Source organism: Niabella drilacis, from assembly GCF_900101395.1.
Taxonomy (GTDB): domain Bacteria; phylum Bacteroidota; class Bacteroidia; order Chitinophagales; family Chitinophagaceae; genus Niabella; species Niabella drilacis.
Genome location: NZ_FMZO01000004.1, coordinates 394823 through 412812, shown reverse-complemented (window position 1 = coordinate 412812; position 17990 = coordinate 394823). Strand labels below are relative to the sequence as shown.

Annotated in this window: 20 protein-coding genes; 4 read left to right on the top strand and 16 right to left on the bottom strand. The window is 46.1% G+C overall.

Annotation, left to right across the window (positions count from 1 at the left end; all coding sequences use genetic code 11):
* Positions 1–19: 19 nt before the first annotated feature.
* Both BLS44_RS10225 and ffh read right to left on the bottom strand, forming a co-directional pair.
* Positions 20–1141: a Fic family protein gene (locus tag BLS44_RS10225; protein WP_218127721.1), complete on the bottom strand. Its 1122-nt coding sequence runs from the start codon at positions 1139–1141 to the stop codon at positions 20–22.
* 280 nt (positions 1142–1421) lie between these two features.
* Positions 1422–2762, bottom strand: coding sequence for a signal recognition particle protein (gene ffh, locus BLS44_RS10220; RefSeq protein ID WP_090389967.1), 1341 nt, complete (start codon positions 2760–2762; stop codon positions 1422–1424).
* A gap of 226 nt (positions 2763–2988) precedes the next feature.
* On the opposite strand from ffh, the gene BLS44_RS10215 reads away from it, so the two are divergent.
* Complete coding sequence (locus tag BLS44_RS10215) at positions 2989–3366, top strand: START-like domain-containing protein (RefSeq protein ID WP_090389966.1); 378 nt, start codon at positions 2989–2991, stop codon at positions 3364–3366.
* A 26-nt stretch (positions 3367–3392) separates the two neighbouring features.
* Here the strand turns inward: BLS44_RS10215 and BLS44_RS10210 are convergent, their stop codons facing one another.
* The gene (locus BLS44_RS10210) at positions 3393–4001 is read right to left on the bottom strand and encodes a hypothetical protein (RefSeq protein WP_090389965.1); all 609 of its coding nucleotides are present in this window, start codon (positions 3999–4001) and stop codon (positions 3393–3395) included.
* Positions 4002–4118: 117 nt separating this feature from the next.
* Here BLS44_RS10210 and BLS44_RS10205 point away from each other — a divergent pair, with 117 nt between their 5' ends.
* The 3 genes from BLS44_RS10205 (at position 4119) to BLS44_RS10195 (ending at position 7454) form a co-directional block, all read left to right on the top strand.
* On the top strand, positions 4119–5939 hold the full coding sequence (locus BLS44_RS10205; RefSeq protein WP_090389964.1) for an LptF/LptG family permease: 1821 nt from the start codon (positions 4119–4121) through the stop codon (positions 5937–5939).
* 12 nt (positions 5940–5951) lie between these two features.
* Positions 5952–6956 (top strand): cation diffusion facilitator family transporter, encoded by a 1005-nt coding sequence (locus BLS44_RS10200; protein ID WP_090389963.1) that lies wholly within the window; start codon positions 5952–5954, stop codon positions 6954–6956.
* Between the two features lie 90 nt (positions 6957–7046).
* Positions 7047–7454 (top strand): RrF2 family transcriptional regulator, encoded by a 408-nt coding sequence (locus tag BLS44_RS10195; protein ID WP_090389962.1) that lies wholly within the window; start codon positions 7047–7049, stop codon positions 7452–7454.
* A 322-nt stretch (positions 7455–7776) separates the two neighbouring features.
* Here BLS44_RS10195 and BLS44_RS10190 read toward each other — a convergent pair whose 3' ends face one another.
* The 13 genes from BLS44_RS10190 to BLS44_RS10130 all read right to left on the bottom strand — a co-directional run bounded on the left by BLS44_RS10190 (position 7777) and on the right by BLS44_RS10130 (position 17968).
* Positions 7777–8451 (bottom strand): hypothetical protein, encoded by a 675-nt coding sequence (locus tag BLS44_RS10190; protein WP_090389961.1) that lies wholly within the window; start codon positions 8449–8451, stop codon positions 7777–7779.
* Between the two features lie 220 nt (positions 8452–8671).
* Positions 8672–9364 (bottom strand): hypothetical protein, encoded by a 693-nt coding sequence (locus tag BLS44_RS10185; protein ID WP_090389960.1) that lies wholly within the window; start codon positions 9362–9364, stop codon positions 8672–8674.
* 227 nt (positions 9365–9591) lie between these two features.
* Positions 9592–10518, bottom strand: a complete 927-nt coding sequence (locus BLS44_RS10180) for an OmpA family protein (RefSeq protein WP_090389959.1) — start codon at positions 10516–10518, stop codon at positions 9592–9594.
* 48 nt (positions 10519–10566) lie between these two features.
* Positions 10567–11565 carry a hypothetical protein gene (locus tag BLS44_RS10175; RefSeq protein WP_090389958.1) on the bottom strand — a complete coding sequence of 333 codons (999 nt, stop codon included), beginning with the start codon at positions 11563–11565 and terminating at the stop codon, positions 10567–10569.
* Between the two features lie 166 nt (positions 11566–11731).
* Positions 11732–12220, bottom strand: a complete 489-nt coding sequence (locus tag BLS44_RS10170) for a hypothetical protein (RefSeq protein ID WP_143019718.1) — start codon at positions 12218–12220, stop codon at positions 11732–11734.
* Between the two features lie 30 nt (positions 12221–12250).
* Positions 12251–12895 carry a hypothetical protein gene (locus BLS44_RS10165; RefSeq protein WP_090389956.1) on the bottom strand — a complete coding sequence of 215 codons (645 nt, stop codon included), beginning with the start codon at positions 12893–12895 and terminating at the stop codon, positions 12251–12253.
* Positions 12896–12977: 82 nt separating this feature from the next.
* Complete coding sequence (locus BLS44_RS10160; RefSeq protein ID WP_090389955.1) at positions 12978–13304, bottom strand: hypothetical protein; 327 nt, start codon at positions 13302–13304, stop codon at positions 12978–12980.
* 65 nt (positions 13305–13369) lie between these two features.
* Positions 13370–13879 carry an RICIN domain-containing protein gene (locus BLS44_RS10155; RefSeq protein WP_090389954.1) on the bottom strand — a complete coding sequence of 170 codons (510 nt, stop codon included), beginning with the start codon at positions 13877–13879 and terminating at the stop codon, positions 13370–13372.
* A 12-nt stretch (positions 13880–13891) separates the two neighbouring features.
* Positions 13892–14581 carry a hypothetical protein gene (locus BLS44_RS10150; protein ID WP_090389953.1) on the bottom strand — a complete coding sequence of 230 codons (690 nt, stop codon included), beginning with the start codon at positions 14579–14581 and terminating at the stop codon, positions 13892–13894.
* A 44-nt stretch (positions 14582–14625) separates the two neighbouring features.
* Positions 14626–15342, bottom strand: coding sequence for a hypothetical protein (locus BLS44_RS10145; protein WP_090389952.1), 717 nt, complete (start codon positions 15340–15342; stop codon positions 14626–14628).
* Positions 15343–15351: 9 nt separating this feature from the next.
* On the bottom strand, positions 15352–16413 hold the full coding sequence (locus tag BLS44_RS10140; RefSeq protein ID WP_245729174.1) for a cellulase family glycosylhydrolase: 1062 nt from the start codon (positions 16411–16413) through the stop codon (positions 15352–15354).
* Between the two features lie 10 nt (positions 16414–16423).
* Complete coding sequence (locus BLS44_RS10135; protein WP_090389950.1) at positions 16424–16906, bottom strand: hypothetical protein; 483 nt, start codon at positions 16904–16906, stop codon at positions 16424–16426.
* Between the two features lie 360 nt (positions 16907–17266).
* Entirely contained in the window at positions 17267–17968 is a 702-nt protein-coding gene (locus BLS44_RS10130) for a hypothetical protein (RefSeq protein ID WP_143019716.1), read from the bottom strand.
* Between the last annotated feature and the right edge of the window lie 22 nt (positions 17969–17990).

Sequence of the window (17990 nt, the reverse complement as noted above, 5' to 3'; positions counted from 1 at the left end):
GCCAGTGCGTTAGTGCTGTTTATACCCGTACCAGGCGCATCAATGGCTCAAAGGAATACAAGGCAGATTTACGCCCAGCCGCCTCCTGCTGTAAGTAAAGCAAGCCCTCATCAAGCAGTTTTTTAATGAACGTTGAGGCCGATTTTTCGGGTATCCCTGCTGTCCGGTACAGGTTGGGCAATCTGAATTTGGGATAGGTAAAAATATAGTCCAATACCTGCATACTCCATTTTGAGGCCAGTGTTCCTGAAACACGCAGTTTCATATCTTCATACAACCGGTTTATCTGTTCTGCAATTTCCAGGTTTTGTGTGGCCTGTTCTTTCACAGCTGTTAAGAAAAAAGCACACCACTGCTCCCAGTTTCCTGTTTTGGACACTTCGCGCATCCTGTTAATATACGCATCTTTATGTTCTTCCAGGTAGCCGCTGATATAAAAATGCGGGGCACTGATTATTTGCTGCTGCCACAGGAACAATGTTATCAGCATTCTTCCTATTCTTCCGTTCCCATCTTTAAAAGGATGCAGCGCTTCAAACTCCAGGTGCATTAATGCTGTTCTTATCAGAACCGGGTGTGTATTGCTTTTTAAATAGGTAAATAAGCGCTCCATGCCGTCCTGTAATTTTTCTGGTTCAATCGGAACATAAGAGATCTGTCTTCCCGCCTGGTCTCCGATAAAGTTCTGTTCTGTTTTGTACGCCCCGGGCGATTTTGAAGCCCCCCTTCCAAAACTTAATAATTGCTGATGAATCTGCTTGATCAGGCTGTCTGATATTTGATATCCGGCTTCCATACCTTTTTGCGCGTTACGCAGGGAACGTTGATATAAAAGAGTTTCAATAACATCAGAACGTACATCCATGTTGTAAGTATCTTCATGATCTTCTTTTACATTGGCCTCAAATTCCATAATCTCATCAATGGTGCTGATGGTGCCTTCCATACGGGAAGACAATACTGCCTCCTGGTTCCGGAGGGGCGCCAGGAGTATTTCACTGTTATGAAGATTCTTCAGCATCTGGTCAAAGCGGGCAAGCGCCTGTTCTGCTGCTAATAATTCATTTATAATGGGTTCATAATGAATTTTTTCAGGAGGGAACAGCCCTTCATGATACCGGGTTGCATTTTGTAAGTTCATGGTTGAAATCATGGTTAAGCAAAAATAACGAATCTATTTTGTCCGCCAAAAAATACACAAAATTGCGGACAAAATGTTTTAAACGCCCATTTCGGCAGACAAGCCAATTTGTCCGTCAAAAATATAAAAAAATGACAGACAAATATAATTAGGGGCCCTTTTTAGCAGACAATCAATTTTGTCCGCTAAAAAAAGGATCATATGACCCACAAATAAAAAACCCTCTTCCGAGGGTCTGTAAAATGCTATAAAGCGTCTGTTCACTTAACTTCCAAAACTTCTATGAAGGCGTCTTAAACTTTCCCATGCCCGGCATCATACGACCGAATGCGCCCATTTTATTCATGTTCTTCATCATGTCGCGCATCTGCTCAAACTGCTTCATAAAAGCATTGACTTCTGCAATATCTTTTCCGCTGCCCAGGGCGATCCGCTTGCGGCGGCTGCCGTTGATCAGGTCCGGGTTACTACGTTCATCAGGGGTCATAGAATCGATCATTGCCTCAATCCCTTTAAAACTTTCATCGCTGATATCAAGGTCTTTGATCTTTGCACCAACACCCGGGATCATTCCCAGCAGATCCTTCATGTTCCCCATTTTTTTGATCTGATCCAGCTGCATCTTAAAGTCGGCAAAATCAAACTTATTTTTCCGGATCTTGCTTTCCAGCTTCTTGGCCTGTTCCTCATCAAATTGTTGCTGGGCACGTTCCACCAGGGTAGTAATATCGCCCATGCCCAGGATCCTTTGCGCCATCCGCTCGGGATAAAACACATCCAGCGCATCCATTTTTTCACCATTGCTTACAAACTTGATCGGTTTGTTTACGGTGTATTTAATGGATAATGCCGCACCGCCCCGGGTATCACCATCCAGCTTGGTAAGCACCACGCCGCTGAAGTCCAGCCGGTCATTAAAGGCCTTGGCCGTATTCACCGCATCCTGCCCCGTCATACTGTCCACAACAAATAAGATCTCCTGCGGGTCGATGGCATTTTTAATATTGGACACCTCTGTCATCATAGCCTCATCCACCGCCAGGCGACCGGCCGTATCGATAATAATGACATTTTTATTCTTTGCCTTTGACTGGGCAACCGCATTTTTCGCAATTGCCACCGCATCCTTATTCTCGGGTTCAATGTATACTTCCACGCCGATCTGCTCACCCAGCACGCGTAGCTGCTCCATTGCCGCCGGCCTGTAAATATCCGCAGCCACCAGCATGGGCGACAATCCTTTTTTGGTTTTAAGATAGTTCGCCAGTTTACCGCTAAAAGTGGTCTTTCCACTACCCTGCAGTCCTGCTATCAAAATAACCGCCGGGTTGCCCTTGGCATTAAATGTAGCTTCTTCTCCACCCATCAGTTCCGTAAGCTCATCCTTCACGATCTTTACCATGAGCTGACCCGGGCTGATCGCATTCAGCACCTTTTCACCCATAGCCTTGTCCCGGATTTTATCTGTAAAATCTTTGGCAATTTTATAGTTCACATCCGCATCAACCAGTGCGCGACGGATCTCCTTTACCGTAGCAGCTACGTTCAATTCTGTAATGCGCGCCTGGCCTTTGAGGTTTTTAAAGGCAGACTCTAATTTATCCTGTAGACTATTAAACATATATTCCCAAAATTATAAGCTGAAAAATGCCCGCAAATATACTATTTTAAGAAGCAGTAACCGCTAAAAACCGCCAGAAAGACCCCGGCAGAGTCTTTTATGCCCTGAAAACAGGGTTTATCCCGGCAAAACATCAATCCGGCAGCCCGGAACCAAAAAAAATTTTGAAAGTATGATAATTTTTATATTATTGTAGCTAATTGAATTCATAAACACACCCCGAGAGATGAGTAAACAGCTATACACCCTGGAGTACCCCGTACGTTGTTCTCCAACAATTTTATTCGAATTTTTAGCCACTTCCAATGGGTTGGGTGAGTGGTTTGCGGAAAACGTGGACGAGCGGAACGGGCGTTTTTATTTTGGCTGGAACGGTTCGCATGAAGAAGCAGAGGTAGTTGACCAGGAGGAAGAGCGTTTTATACGGTTTCATTGGGCCGGCGCTCCCAAGAATGAGTACTTTGAATTTCGCATCGATAAATCAGAAATTACCAATCAGACCATTTTAGTGATCACCGACTTTGCTGAAAAAAGAGATATTAAAGATCAAAGTCAGCTGTGGGACTACCAGGTGAAGGAATTATTTCACCGGCTGGGCAACTAAATAATGAACTGTCCCCGAAATTTTTGTTACCGCAATAACTCCGTTAAATTGCGGAATTTCTCTCTCCAGAACTCTGGAGCTCTTTCCAGCTGATCCACCGGAGCAGCATAGGTGAGCTTTATGAAACTGCTGTTGCGGAGCAGATCCGGCCCTTCTCTGTGTTCCGGACCAGATAATAGGATATGGCTCCCGCCCCGAACATCGTGTTCCCATTCATCCCCATGACAACTCAGGTACAGGGCCTCATTTTTAAGCCCCTCCAGCCGGCTGGTCAGCTGATCTGCAAACCGCTCCTTCCATTCTCCGGACAAATGCAGGGTGACACTAACCTGTTTTCCCCACCAGAACATACTCCTGACCGCAAAGATATGCCCCGGCCTGAAATGACGGGGGTAATCGAGTATCAGGTAAGGCAACCCCTTATAATTTTCCCCCTTTGAAATTTTACCGTTATACTCAAATACGGCTTCCGGCAGTCTCCCCGCATTTTCCCTGACAAAGCCAAGCTGCCAGTGGCTCAGCGATTCCAGCGCTGCTTTTATTTTCCGCAAAACCGCATTCTTTGTTAAAATGATTTCGGGGTCAGCAACAATAGACCACTCCTCTGAAGAAAGGCTTAATTTTGTTTCTTCCATTATGTATACGTTATTTGCAAATTAAATGAATTATGGTTGAAAGACAATAGACCCTGCGCCTCCTGCTTTGAGCTATTGACGATGACAGAAGAACCATGAACCAGAAACCGGAAACAGTTGAAAAAGCTAGATAAACTGATCATTAAAGCATTTATTGGCCCGTTCGTGGCCACTTTTTTCATTACCCTTTTTGTATTGGTAATGCAGTTTTTCTGGCTCTGGATCGATGATTTTGTAGGAAAAGGGCTGGATGCCTTTACGATATTGCGGTTTATCTGGTACCAGAGCGCCGTTTTGATCCCGCTGGCATTGCCACTGGCAGTACTGCTGTCCTCGCTGATGACCTTTGGAAACCTGGGAGAGAGTTTTGAGCTGGTAGCCATCAAGTCCTCGGGTATTTCCCTGCTACGGTTTATGCGGCCCCTGGTTGTCGTAACACTTTTCATCAGCTTCTGCGCTTTTCTCTTTGCCAACTATGTGATCCCCGTTGCGCAATTGAAATCACGTACCATGCTGGCCGATATCGTTCTGGCCAAGCCGGCATTTGATATCAAAGAAGGGATATTTTATGACAAACTGGACCGTTTTGCGATCAAAATAGGCAAAAAAGAGAAGGATGACAGCACCATCCGGGATCTGATCGTGTTTGAGAACAATTATGGTTCCCTGCAGGATAATTTTATCGTTGCAAAGAACGGGGTTATGAAACCCTCCCCCGACAAGCGGTTCCTTGATATCGTATTCCGGGATGGGTGGCGATACCAGGAGCGGGGGAACCGTACCGATTCTGCAACCGAATACATCCGCCTTGGATTTAAGGAGTACAAAATGCAGCTGGACATCAGTGCCTTTAATTTTAAAGCCTCCAACGACAGCAGCAACCGCAATAATGAACGCGTGCTGAGCATGCGGCAGCTGGATAAAGCCCTGGATTCTATGACCAAATACACCAACGTGGAAGTGGAGCGTTACCAGGCCAACCTGCTCAATAATTTCAGCCTGCTGCTTTACAAGGACAGTGTAACCAAAGGCATTTCCATCCCTGACTCGATCCTTAATTTCAAAAAAAATAAAGACGCTTTTTTAGGGCTGGATACCATCACAGGGAGGGCAAAAGCCACGCTCCTGCCCATAAAGACCGACACGGTATCAAAGAAAAAAGAAACGGTAAAAGCGCCGGAAAAGAAACGCCGGAAGTCCCGGAAAAGCCGGAATACCCGCCGGCCGGTTTTTGCCATTGATACCATCCTGCAAAAAATGGCCGAAGTAAAAGCGGATTCGTTGAAAAAAATGGTCCGCGACAGTGGAAGCGCAAAAAAGGACACAGTTAAAAAAGCCGGCGGCGACAGTGCAGCCCTTCAAAAAGACTCAACCAGGAAAGATACTGCAAGAAAACAGGTAAAGCCCGTTAAAAAGAATGCCAATATTTTTACGGCCTTCCTGCCGGATAGTGCACAATCCAATGTATCAGAACGTGCGCTGGGCACCATTTCGGTGGTAAAGGACAATGCCAGCATGAACCTGAGCAGCATCCAGGAACAGGAGAAAAATATCCGCCGCTATAAAATTGAATGGCATAAAAAGATAGTGCTGGCACTGGCCTGCTTCCTGATGTTCATGATCGGTGCGCCCCTGGGCTCCATTATCCGTAAGGGTGGCCTGGGCACGCCGATGATCTTTGCCATCGCTTTCTTCCTGGTGTTCTACTTCTCCTCCAACACCGGGGAAAAGATGGCCAAGGAAGGCAGCCTGACGCCCTTTTCCGGCATGTGGCTGTCCACCTTTGTGCTGGCCCCCATCGGCGCCTTCCTTACCTACAAGGCTATGCACGACTCCAACCTCTTCAATAAGGAATTTTATCACCGTTTAAAACGCAGGATACAGAAATATATCAAGGCAAAAAGAATGCGTCATAGCGAAAACCGGAAAACAGTATAACCCCATATCATAATGGCCGCAAAAGGGTCCCGACAAAACCTGAAGATCCAGAAATGGGTGGCAGCAATATCATTATTATTGCTGATCGTAAAGTTTATTGCCTATTTTTTTACCCATTCCGTAGCCATCCTGACGGATGCACTGGAAAGCATTGCAAACGTAGCCGCCGGCTTTATAGGACTTTACAGCCTGTTCCTGGCGGCGCAACCCCGGGATGCCAATCATCCTTACGGACATGGAAAGGCTGAGTTTTTATCCGCCGCCATAGAAGGCACCCTGATCGGGATTGCGGGGTTAGTTGTCCTCTACAAGGCGATCGACCAACTGATCCATCCCATGGTACTGGCCCAGCTCGATCTTGGCATGATCCTGATCAGTGCTACGGCAGTGGTCAATTATGCATTGGGAAGCATCTGTATCGCTGCCGGGAAAAAAAACCACTCCATTGCGTTGGAAGTGAGCGGGCGGCATCTGCGAACAGACACTTACTCAACCATCGCCGTAATTGCAGGGCTGGCACTCGTCTTTTTCACAAAGATCCACTGGCTCGATTCTGTTATTGCCATCCTGCTGACCTGTTTGCTCCTGTACACATCTTACAGCATCCTGAGGCGCTCCATTGCAGGTATTATGGACGAGGCCGATCAGCAGCTGCTGCAGGAAATGATCACCTATATCAACAAAAACCGTATGGAAAACTGGGTAGACCTGCACAACTTCCGGGTGATCAAATACGGAAGTGTATTGCACATCGACTGTCATTTAACGGTTCCGTGGTATCTCAATGTTATTGAAGCTCATAGTGAAATCGATCAGCTGGCAGCGCTCATCCGCGACCAGTATGGCCAGTCCGTCGAATTTTTTGTTCACTCAGACGGGTGCCGGCCCTTTCAATGCGTGCTCTGTTCCAAAACGGACTGCCCTGTAAGGCAATCCGCCTTTGAAAAAACAATTCCCTGGACGCTGAAGAATGTGCTCCAGAATCAACGCCACCGGCTGAGCGGAACAGCTTCTTAAAACAGGGCGTCCGCAAAAACCGTCCATGAACAGATTCAGTATTCAGCCAATTGTTCCTTAACTTTATGACCGAACATTTGTTATTAATGTATGCTCACAAAAAAATCGCAATACGCCTTTAAAGCCCTGGGTTACCTGGCTGATAAACAACAGGACGGACCAGTGCTGATCTCCGAGATCTCGAAGAAGAAACGGATCCCTTTAAAGTTCCTGGAAAACATTCTCCTGGAGCTTCGGAAAGCCGGTATCCTGGAAAGCAAAAAAGGAAAAGGAGGCGGCTATTTTTTTAAAAAAGACCCCGCCGATGTAAAAATGGCCACTGTTATACGGCTGATCGACGGTCCCATTTCTATGCTGCCTTGTGTAAGCCTGTATTTCTATGAACGTTGTAAGAACTGTGATGAAAAACGCTGCGGTCTGCACGATGTAATGAAACAGGTACGGGATGTAACGCTCCAAGTGCTGGAAAGCAGAACACTGGCGGATCTGAAAGACTAAGCTGCTACACCCGGTCATTGTTGCGCTCCTTCCTGGTAAGGAACTGATAAAAACCCTTTGGTGTGAATAAACCCATACATATATGGGTTGCTCATTTTGAAGCGGGTTCACTACCCCGGATAATCACTCAGCCGGCATATCGGCGATAGCATACTCCATATCCGGTACATTGCGGTAATATATTATACTTTACCGCAGTTGTTATACCACCGGCAGGATGTGCTTTGTACAGGGTTACAGAGGCGCCATGTTTATTGCTATTAAAGGACAGCCGATAACCCTAATCTGTAATTTCATTTTTCCATTTTCCATAAAAACTGTTTTATTGAGGGCTTAATAGGGCATATTGATATTGGTTTTCCTCTTTATTAAAATAAATTGCCAGCAGCCGCCCGTTGTGCCATACCATCAGCTCCCTGTCATTACCAGGTTGCGCAAAGGCCGCTACATTGCCTATGTTTATATAGGGGTTGCTACGCACAGGCATGCCTATTGTAAATCCTGCCGCCAGTGTATTTGTGTTTTGGGCAAATTTGTAATAAAAGCTATTGTGCAATACCGAGCCATCAGGATAGTTATAATAAGTTCCCGTAAATGTTTTACCTTGTAGCTGGCTGGCTTCGGGCTTTTTGTACAGGTTGAACGATAAATCGTGCGTGCTGCTTCCGGGTGTATACGGATTGCTCGAGTAGTAATAATAATGCGTTACCTTTTTGTTTTTTATAACCAGTTTAATATTATCGTTTACTTTTAGCGTATCCTTATCAATAACATAATCTTTACTGTCATAATAAAAAGTTTCGTATCCCAGTTTTACTTTTTGCCCCGGTAAAAACTCGGCTGCAAAGGGCGTAAATCCCGTGCTTCTTATTACAGCGCCCGAAATGACATAACCTTCCAGCTGGTTAATGTTGAAGCCCGGCGCTGCGTCATCGTTGTTTTTTTTGCAGGAAAAAAGGATACTGCAGGCGAGTGAAAACGTAAATATGAGTTTCATAAGATTTGATTTTTAAGATTGAAAAATTTCACCGGCCGGCCTCAATACCTAACCGGCAAACGGCATTTGAAGCAGACCAACGACGTTGGGCAGGCAGCCTCAGTTCTTCTATTGAAACGCTATTTATTCATTGCCGGAGGTTGCATATCTCCATCACGGGTTTGCTGGATTTTCCATGAGCATATCAAAATCATTTCATAAAAAATTCGTCTTATAGCTTCTAACTTGCGAATTTTATTACCAGGTGCTTCCAAAAATCAGTTTGCGGAATCGTCATCAACAGCAGTATTTCCGCCAGCCATAACAGAACAAATAGTAAATATGGACTTTTAAGAACCGGGCGTTTAAACCGGAGCTTTTCAACCGTTATTATGATCAGCGGAACAATAAACGGCAGGATCACAGCGGCCGGCAGGCCTGAGCCCGGCCTAAAATGGTTGAACACTCTGGACATACCGGGATTGAACACGATCAGGGTAGCGCCAATGATGAAAGCCACATGCCAACGCACGTTATGCCTGTTGATCATAGCCACACTATAGCAAACGGAAAAGGACACCACATCCAGCAATCCGATAAATGCCGTCATTGCGGCGGCTCCTGCCGAAACATCCAACTCCCGCTGCACTTTATCCTTCACCAATAAAAGGATGGTTACTACCAGCACCGGCGCCAGCAGCCAGGACAATTTTCCCAGCTTACGATGAAGAAGGTACTGCCGTTTCCTGATCAGAACAGGCTGAATCACCAATAATAAGAACCAGCAAATAAATGCCATGAAATGAATATGGATCACCACCCGGAACCGGTCAAAATCCGGAAAGAACCTCAGGTAAGTAAAAAAGAACCCTGATAAAGATATAACTGCTACAGCTGTGAAAAACAGCATCAATATTCTATAGCTCTTTTCCATATTATTCTATAAGTCAGTTTTAAAATTGAGTGCTTCGGAAGCCAGTGCAAAGATAAGGCTTGTAACAGCGGCTACGCATATATTTGCTGCCGAGCTTGCGGGGGCTGTCACTTAAACCCTGTGTCCCCCGGGGCCCTCATACCCTGTTCGTTGATTTTGTTTTTTTGCTTTTAAACATCGTGCATCAGTGGATTCGGATCACCAGCTCAGGCTTACCTGAACGATGATCAGGGAATCGGCGGAATGACACCCGCCCCGGCTTCACCCGGCGCTGCACTTTGAAGGTCCACTATACCGCAGCTGCCGCCCGGTTGGTTATACTTAAATATGAACCGGTCGGCGCTGACACCTTGCTCCTGCACCAGGTAACTGATGACCGCATTGACCCTTCTCCAGCTTAAAACCCGGCTTTCCTGTGTGTCGCCGCAATAACCACCGGTTACACGTACTTTGCATGCCGGGGAAGCCTGTAAGGTATTAGCAACAGAGGCCAGGATCGCTTCGTTTTCGCTTGTAATCTGGGTAGAAGATGCTTTAAAGCTGACACTGGGGAGGACCAGGTTGCAAACAGGGTTGGGAGTGGCTATATTGATCGGATCGCCCCATCCTGCCGCCGTCTTGGGTCCGTATAATTCAAGGGTAGTAGTGTTCAGGTAAAAATCGCCGATAGCCCCCTGTGAGTTATCCGGAGCCTGTGGTCCGCTTAAAATTGTATTGCCGTTTGTGCCATTGCTGCCCGCCGGCCCCTTCAGGCTCACCGGCGGCCCCCAGTTCCCATCTGTTTTTGGACCATACAAAAGAGCCTGAGCCTTGTCCAGGTAATAATCACCCTCTCTTCCTGCAGCGGCATCCGGTATCCCGGATCCATGGATAATGATACTGCCGGGCTCCCCCTGCGGACCGGTAGCTCCAACCAGGCTTACGGGGTTTCCCCAACCTTCTTTACTCTTGGGGCCATACATGGCTCTTGCTTCGGTGTCAAAATAAAAATCACCGGTCTTGCCTAAGGCAGCCTCCGGTATGCCCGTGCCACTATAAATCCGGGCTCCCGGTTCGCCTACGGGACCGGCCGCACCGGTATCGCCTTTTTTACAGGAACCTGCTATAAGCATTATAAATGCCAGTAAGATTAGTTGGTAAGTTATTGTTTTCATGATCAATTGTTTGATGTTAGTTAAAAAACCTGTGCTTCAGCGATCGCATTACCACTGCTTAAAAAAAGCCTCAAAATTGGATGAGGGCACTACACTTAGCGTCACCGATTTTCTGAAAACTTCTTTGTTCCCATTCATCGCTTTAAAATCAATCACAATTACGCTCATGATCAATTCAGTGCCCACATCGCCATTTTTGGGCTCATAGGGATCTATGGGTAGTACATGCCACTTGCCATCATCGCCAACAGGTTTTTCGAACGAACCGAATTTTTTGTTTTTTATATTGGTAACCTTCTTTTCGGTGTACGTCTTTACACCCGCCACTTTCACTACCTTTTTATACTCTGTTTTTGTACCGGAATAATGCACATCGATGATAACCCGGGAGCCAGGGGCTGCTGTCCCCTGCATGCCAAAAGGTGTTTCGCTTACAGGCACTATGGGCACGTCGTTAGAACTTGCCGTAATACCACCGGTACGGGTAAACACTTTAAAATCATTTCGCACTTTATCATCTGTAAGCAATTTGACCGTACCAACAGCGATCACTTTCAGCTTTTCGTCTTCCAGCTTTATTTCCCGGTTCACAGGCCTTTTGCTCACCAAACCGTCCTTGCTTTGGCCCGCAAAAACGTGCACCCGTCTTTGCGTGGCACCTTCCCTGAATTTTACGGCAACAGGTTCTCCCAAGAGCCAGGATCCATTGCTACCCACGGTGGCGGTATAGTTTTGCACATCGTAAGGGCTCTGTTTGCCTGCCACCACCAGCACGGGCTTGCTGCTGCCGCCTTTGGAGACAGGGGTAATATGAATTTCAACTTTTGCACCGGGTACACCGTAGCCCGCTATGCGCAGGGGTTGGGAAAGATCGTTATTTTCGGCAGGGCTGCTCATCTTAAAATTCTCGTTAAGCGCTTTTTGCAGCTCGCCGGTAGTAAGCAGGATTCCTGTTTTTGCTTTAAACTTTACGGTTTCCGTTTGTGCCATAGCGGTATGCGCCATTGTAAAAAAAAGGATACCGGGCATTAAATATTTTATTTTCATGTTTATAATGTTTAAGGGTCTTGAGTATTCTATTCTGAAATGCTGGTACAAACATATACCCCAAACAAGGCCACAAAAAGCAACAATAGACGAACAGCGGTTTCAATAGATGAACGCGCCTGGTTTCGGTGAGGTCCATCCTCAGGGAGATTGTTCCCCAGCCGAATTAACGGGCTTTGCCATGACCTATAAACGATGATTTACCCCCTGTTTTCTTCAACACATACCAAAGCGCCCATTGTCCCTCCCGCAGGGGTTGACCGCTTTGCGTATTGTAATCTTCCGGCGCAGCATATAAATAACTTTTACTGCTAAGGTCGTCCAGTTCTATATAGCGGTTCAATGCGCCGGCGTAATAAACCGGCACGTCGTGCACCAACTCAGGGCAGGGAGGTTTTAAGCATGGCGCTACTTTTTTTACCTTTATAGTAGCGGGAATTATTTTGTAAGTACTCACCAGTTTGCCGTTGCGGTAGTGGCGCAGGCCCTTTTGAAGCGATACATCTAGCATATCGCCGGTTTTGAACAGGTGGAAAACGGTGTCCATTGCTTCGGTTACACGGAACCTTCCTGTGACAGGCTGACGTTGCTTTGCAGGCTGTGCCATTGTTTGAATGAAGGCCATTAAACAAACTAAAAGTATGGCTGTTTTCATGCGTTTATCTATTATTGTCCTTGTCTTGCATTATTCCTGTCCATAGGTTGCTACCACCGGCGCGGTATCAACCAATACGTTCTCCTTTGCATTACCTTTCCAGGAGGGCACAAATAGGAACATTTTAGAAGGTGCCCTGTCGTCCTTAAAACCAACGCTACGGCCTATTGCATAGCCAGGAAATTGCGGAAGTTCGGTTGTGCTGCTTGCAAATACATACATTGATTTGTCGGCCGAAAATTTGATATAAGGCGCATAGCTTGCAGGCCCCGATTTTCTGGAAAACGTTTTTCCTGCCCAGTCGGGCACACTTGTTGTTGCGTACATTTCGGCATGAACAATTTGCCTGGATGAGGTTCCCTCATTGGTCAGGCTTTTGAGGATAATTTTTCCATTATTCTGTTTTTCAAAGGTTAGCAAAAGTATGGTAACCGTTCCATTGGTTTCTTCTCCTAAATCGAAGCGAAAACTATTATTTTCTATCACTACGGCCTGCCCTCTTCTGCCGCCTGCCCCATCCTGTGTGGCATTTATCGTACCGTTATTGTTTTCAAAATAGAGGGCGCGGTATTTTGTTTTGCCGTCTTCATCAAGCCGCTCAAGCGCTACATAATAATTGGTGAGTTCGGCTGCCGTTACGGGGGAGATAGCGCTCTTGTCTTTTTTGCATGCCATAAATAGTATTAACAGGCAAAGGATTATTGAAAGTTCTTTCATTGTGTATTTTTTGGTTAATTTTTATTCAATGGAACTTATATTACAATTCTCCATCGCCTGCGGGTTCCAGTTGCGTAGAAATTTCAGCATAATTGAGCTTGTTATTATCATCAATAGTGATATGGATATAAACAGGGCCTTCGTTGCGCAGCAGATCTATTACATGGGACATATTGCTCCATTTAAGATTGATGGTAAACCTGTTGTCCATATACTGATTCGGTATGGGTACGGCATTATCGGCCCCAAAACGGATATAGCCGAGGTTTTCATTATTATCGGCATAAACGGTAACGCCGGCAGCATGGTCATTTAGCAGGTATAAAGACCAGTAGTAGCCCGCAATCTTTTTTGTAATGTGTATCATTGCATTTAAATTTTATATTTTTTCAGAATTTAGTCAGCCGCCTGTCTTTTCATTTTTCAATGAGGCTACTCCACCGGCACCAATTGCCACCGGTAGCCATCTTCATTCTCATCGGGGCCAAACCAGGGCTCATCATCCCCGGCGCTTACCCCTTTGGAGTACAGGGCGTCGCCGCCCATTTTATTGCTTTTGATGATAAAGTTCTCCTCATCGGTATCAATGCTAAAACTGCTGTTACCGTCTTTATCACTTACAATGGCTTCGTGGTTATCGGGCACAAAATAAGGGCGCAGGTAAAAGCCTGATGAGGCGCTTTGAATGCTGTAGCTTACAATAACTTTTCCACTTTTACCTTTGGCAGTATATTTTTTTATCTTCCATTTTTGCATACCGCTTTTATTAAACTTTTTCAACCTTGTATTGCTGTTAATGCCCCCATCCACGGGCGTTAGCGCTTTTCCGGTGGCTACATTCACAACAAAGTAGGTTCCATCGTCCGGGCCGGATTGGGCCCGGGAATAGATCGATAATAGCAGTAGTACAAACAGGCCTGCCATGTGTTTTACTTGTTTCATTTTATTTGTTTTTTAATTGTATTTATAACCGGCCACCCCAACAATATTCTTGTCTTCCAGCAGCATTTTAATGTTTGCATCCCCTTTCCATGCAGGTACAAAAACGCCCAGCAGGTTGTCATGCTCGTTATGGAAGCCGATACCTGAGGTTTTGGGGTAGCAGTTTGTACCATTTTCACCAACCACATTGTAATATTTCTGCCGGTCCTGCGAAAAATAGTACTGTGCCAGATGGTTGTAAGGCCCATCCACTTTCCTGAATGTCTTCCCGGCCCACACTGGTATATCACGGGTCCTGAACAGTTCAACGTGTTGTATCTGTACGGCATTAACACCTTTATAAGTAGTCCCTTTCAAAGAAAGGTTACCCAGGTCGTCCTTTGAAAAACTAAAGTCAAACACATCCGAACTATTGCCGTTTACATCAAAGGAAAAGCGGTTGCCGGATAGTGTTACAACTGCCAACCGGCCAAAACCCGGTCCGTTCCAGGCAGCCATTATGTTATCGTAGTCCGGCGGAAAACAGACCAGGCGTAGCTTTACCCTGTCGCGCTCCCTGATCTCTAAAGCCATATAGTAGTTCAGCAGGTCAACGGCGGCCACTTCTTTTTCTTTAATTGCGGTTTTGTCCTTTCCACAACTGCTGATCACAGGCAGGGCTATTATACCAATGCAACACATGAATAATTTAAAGCGGCGCATTTTATCAGATTTCAACGTTTAAATAATAACATCCATTCAATACTTTAATTTACATACACATCTATTTTGGGGGATCCACCGTTACCTGCCCGTTTTTCCACCAGTAGCGTTTTTTTCCCATTTCCCTTCCAGGACGAAACGGTAACACCCATATAAGATCCATGCCCGGTATCGCTCTTCCAGCCCACGCCGCTGCCTACCGTGTAGTAGGAGTACCCTTCCTCCGGAATGATGCCCGCAATACCATCAATAAATTTTGTGCTGTTAAAACCAATATGGTAAAGTACCCCATTCACCTGCTCCCATTTACGGGAGAAGGTTCTGCCGGCTACGGGAAAAGACTCGCTGTTTCTGTACATCTCTGCATGACTAGCGCTACCCGAAAAAGATTTGAGCACAATGTCTCCTCCACTTGTTTTTTCAAACAGGAAATCAAACGTCTGTCCATCGCTGCCGATTTTCAAATGATTCTCTTCAATAACCGCTTCATACCCGCGCCTGAGGCCCGGACCGTCCTGCGTTACCATCAGCTTGCCATCCGTTTTTCCAAAATAGAACAGGGACATCCGTGGGTTCCATGCATTGTTTTCAGTAACCAGATAATAGCCCTCCAGGTCAGTGGCTGCCAGGTTTTTTTTCTCCGCACCGGTGAGTGTGCTATTATTGTCTTTCCTGCAGGAAAAGAGGCTAAACGTCAGTATGCAGCCGAATATTGCCGGTAACAGAAGGCTTTTTTTAACTATGGAAGGAAAATTTTTCATACAATTATTTTAATTTTTACAAGGTTTCCGCGCAGTTTTCTGGATAGCGTTGGCATCGGTTATGGCCATTACTTTTCCATCCGCATTTAACCCGGTATACAAGCCATTCGCTGTCATGCTAAGGGTGTTGTTGCTGCCGGGATTATTATAAAAGCCCCACCACCACACGAGGTAGCCAAAACTGTGCTGCTGACTTAAGGCCATTAGCAGCCGGTAGTTTATGGTATAATCCACGCCACTTTGCACATCAGCCCGGGCCAGCTCACCCACGGTAACGGGCAGGTTGGTATTTTTAAGGGCATTCATATAGGCGGTTATCTGCGCATCGCTATAGTTACCCCACCGGCCATTTGCGGGCCAATAGGCGTGCACACTAAAAAGCAGCGCATGCAGGGGATCATGATCCATCAGCGCCCTGCCTTTGTTTACGATAAACTGAGGGTCTTTGCCCCAGTTATAGCTGTCTATCATGAGCGGGCAGGTATAGCCGGCATTACGCAACGCGGTAATTGCTTTTGCATAAGCATTATAAAGGGCATCATGGCCGCCGGTACCATTGTCGGGCTCATTGGCTATGTTTACAATAATCGATCGCTGGTATTGCATCAGTACATTTTTAATATCAGCGCTGATCCACCAGCCAGCTGCTTTATCTATGTCAGCAATGGGGTTAGCGCTGCCGGTATAATCGTGTAGCTCCAGCACCGGGATCATATTATTGGCAATACATATTTTTATCAACGATTCTATGTCTGCGCCGGTTAATGCAATATTGCCGGGCGTTCCGTTGCTCCACCTGGTGTACCGGCTGGTAAGCACCAGTCGCACTGCATTAGCTCCGGTTTGTGCTATTTCCGCAAGCTCTTTTTTCCCAAGATCTACAGCATACACAGCGCCCATATTTACCCCGCGCAGCACCAGCCTGTTGCCGCAGGCATCGGCCAGGTAATTGCCGTTTATAATCTGAAGGCCGCCGTCACTGGAAACGCCATTATTTTTCCGGCAGGCAGCAAAGACCAACGTCATTATTGTCAATGACCAGATACTGCATATTGAAAAAAAGTATTTCATATTCTTATTTTTATTGTGCACGCTCAACCGGGCCATTGTAACTGCCTTGCACCAGGCCCATGCTGCTGGTAAATTCAAAATTTATCTTATAGTTGTTACCATCTTTTGCGATGGTTATTTTTCTGCCTATATTGCTTACCGTATAGCTTTCGTCACCATCGTTATAATAGAGAATAGCGCTGCGGAAGGCAACATTATCAGGAGCGTTTGTAAACGTCCCTTCAGGAATCGCCGAGAAATTGGGACCAGCGGTTTCCAGGTACAGTTCTACTCCGTCATTTGCATTACCGCTATTATAAAGGAGCAGCCGCATTTCTTTACCTTCCGGTATCCAGGTTGCTCTTGCTATCTTTTCTGTTTTGGGATTGCCACCGTTCGCATAAGTATAACTATTACCGGAACCATCCTGGCCCGTATGCTCCTTTTTACAGGACACCAATAAAAAAAGCGCGGCAGCCGCAGCTAAAAAAATCTGTTTAAAATTTGTTTTCATAATGTATTGTTTTTCTGAGTTAAGGAATGACTATAAAAGGCCGTTCATGATTGCTGTATCAAAACTATTGATGGGAAGGAGCAGAAAAAAGAGCCAATCGGCAAACAACACTTTGAATAGACGAAGGATTAAAACGATAACAGACAGAGGCCATACCCGTTCCGGTATTCCACTGCAGCCTGCTGCTGTACTGACGGGGTCTTTTGCATCCTTTGATCCATCCCGGCACACCAATACCTATCATCGCCATGCCCGCCCCACCCGCTATCCATCCATCAGGCCCGCCAGGTGCCTTACCGTTTGATCTGCCGACCCGGCTTTTTTTTGGGCATTCAGCAGGACAACTGTACCGGCAATCCGTTATTCGTTGATGGTATAGGTAGCCAGGCCGTTGATATTCCTGTTTTCTAAAAGGAATTTGATTCGGGTGTTACCCTTCCAGGATGGTACAAATATGCCCATCAGGTTGTCGCTATTGTTTTTAAATCCTACATCGCTGCCCAGTGCATAGCAACCCAGTGCTGGTGCGGTGGCAGGACTGGTACTATTGGCATACAGCGTTTTGTTCCCCGAAAATCCGTAGTAGGTAAAATAGTCTGTAAGGCCCGTAATACGTTTAAAAACTTTTGATCCCCAGCGGGGTGCATCCGCTACTTTAAACAGCTCGGTATTGACCATTTGCACCGACGCGCTTCCAACGTTGGTGGCGGTTTTGAGCAGCAGTTCGCCTGCTTTGCTCTTCGCAAACGTAAATTCGTACACCAAGGTTCCATTTGCATTTATATCAAACCGGAACGTATTATTTTCCACCGTAACGGCCTGCCCCCTTCGGGAAGCGGCCCTGTCGCTGGTGGCGTTAACCATTCCGCCATTATTATCGAAGTAAATTACACGAAAGCCTGCCCTGCCCTCATCGCTAATGCCTTCCATTGCTATATAATAATTAACAAGATCAGGGGCCATCACAGGCGTTTCCGATACTGTATCTTGGGCTTTTTTGCAGGAGACAACCGCTACACCCAGTATGGCTGCGAGTGCTACACAATAAAGAATTGATTTCATAGTATTTAGTTTTATGGGGCAT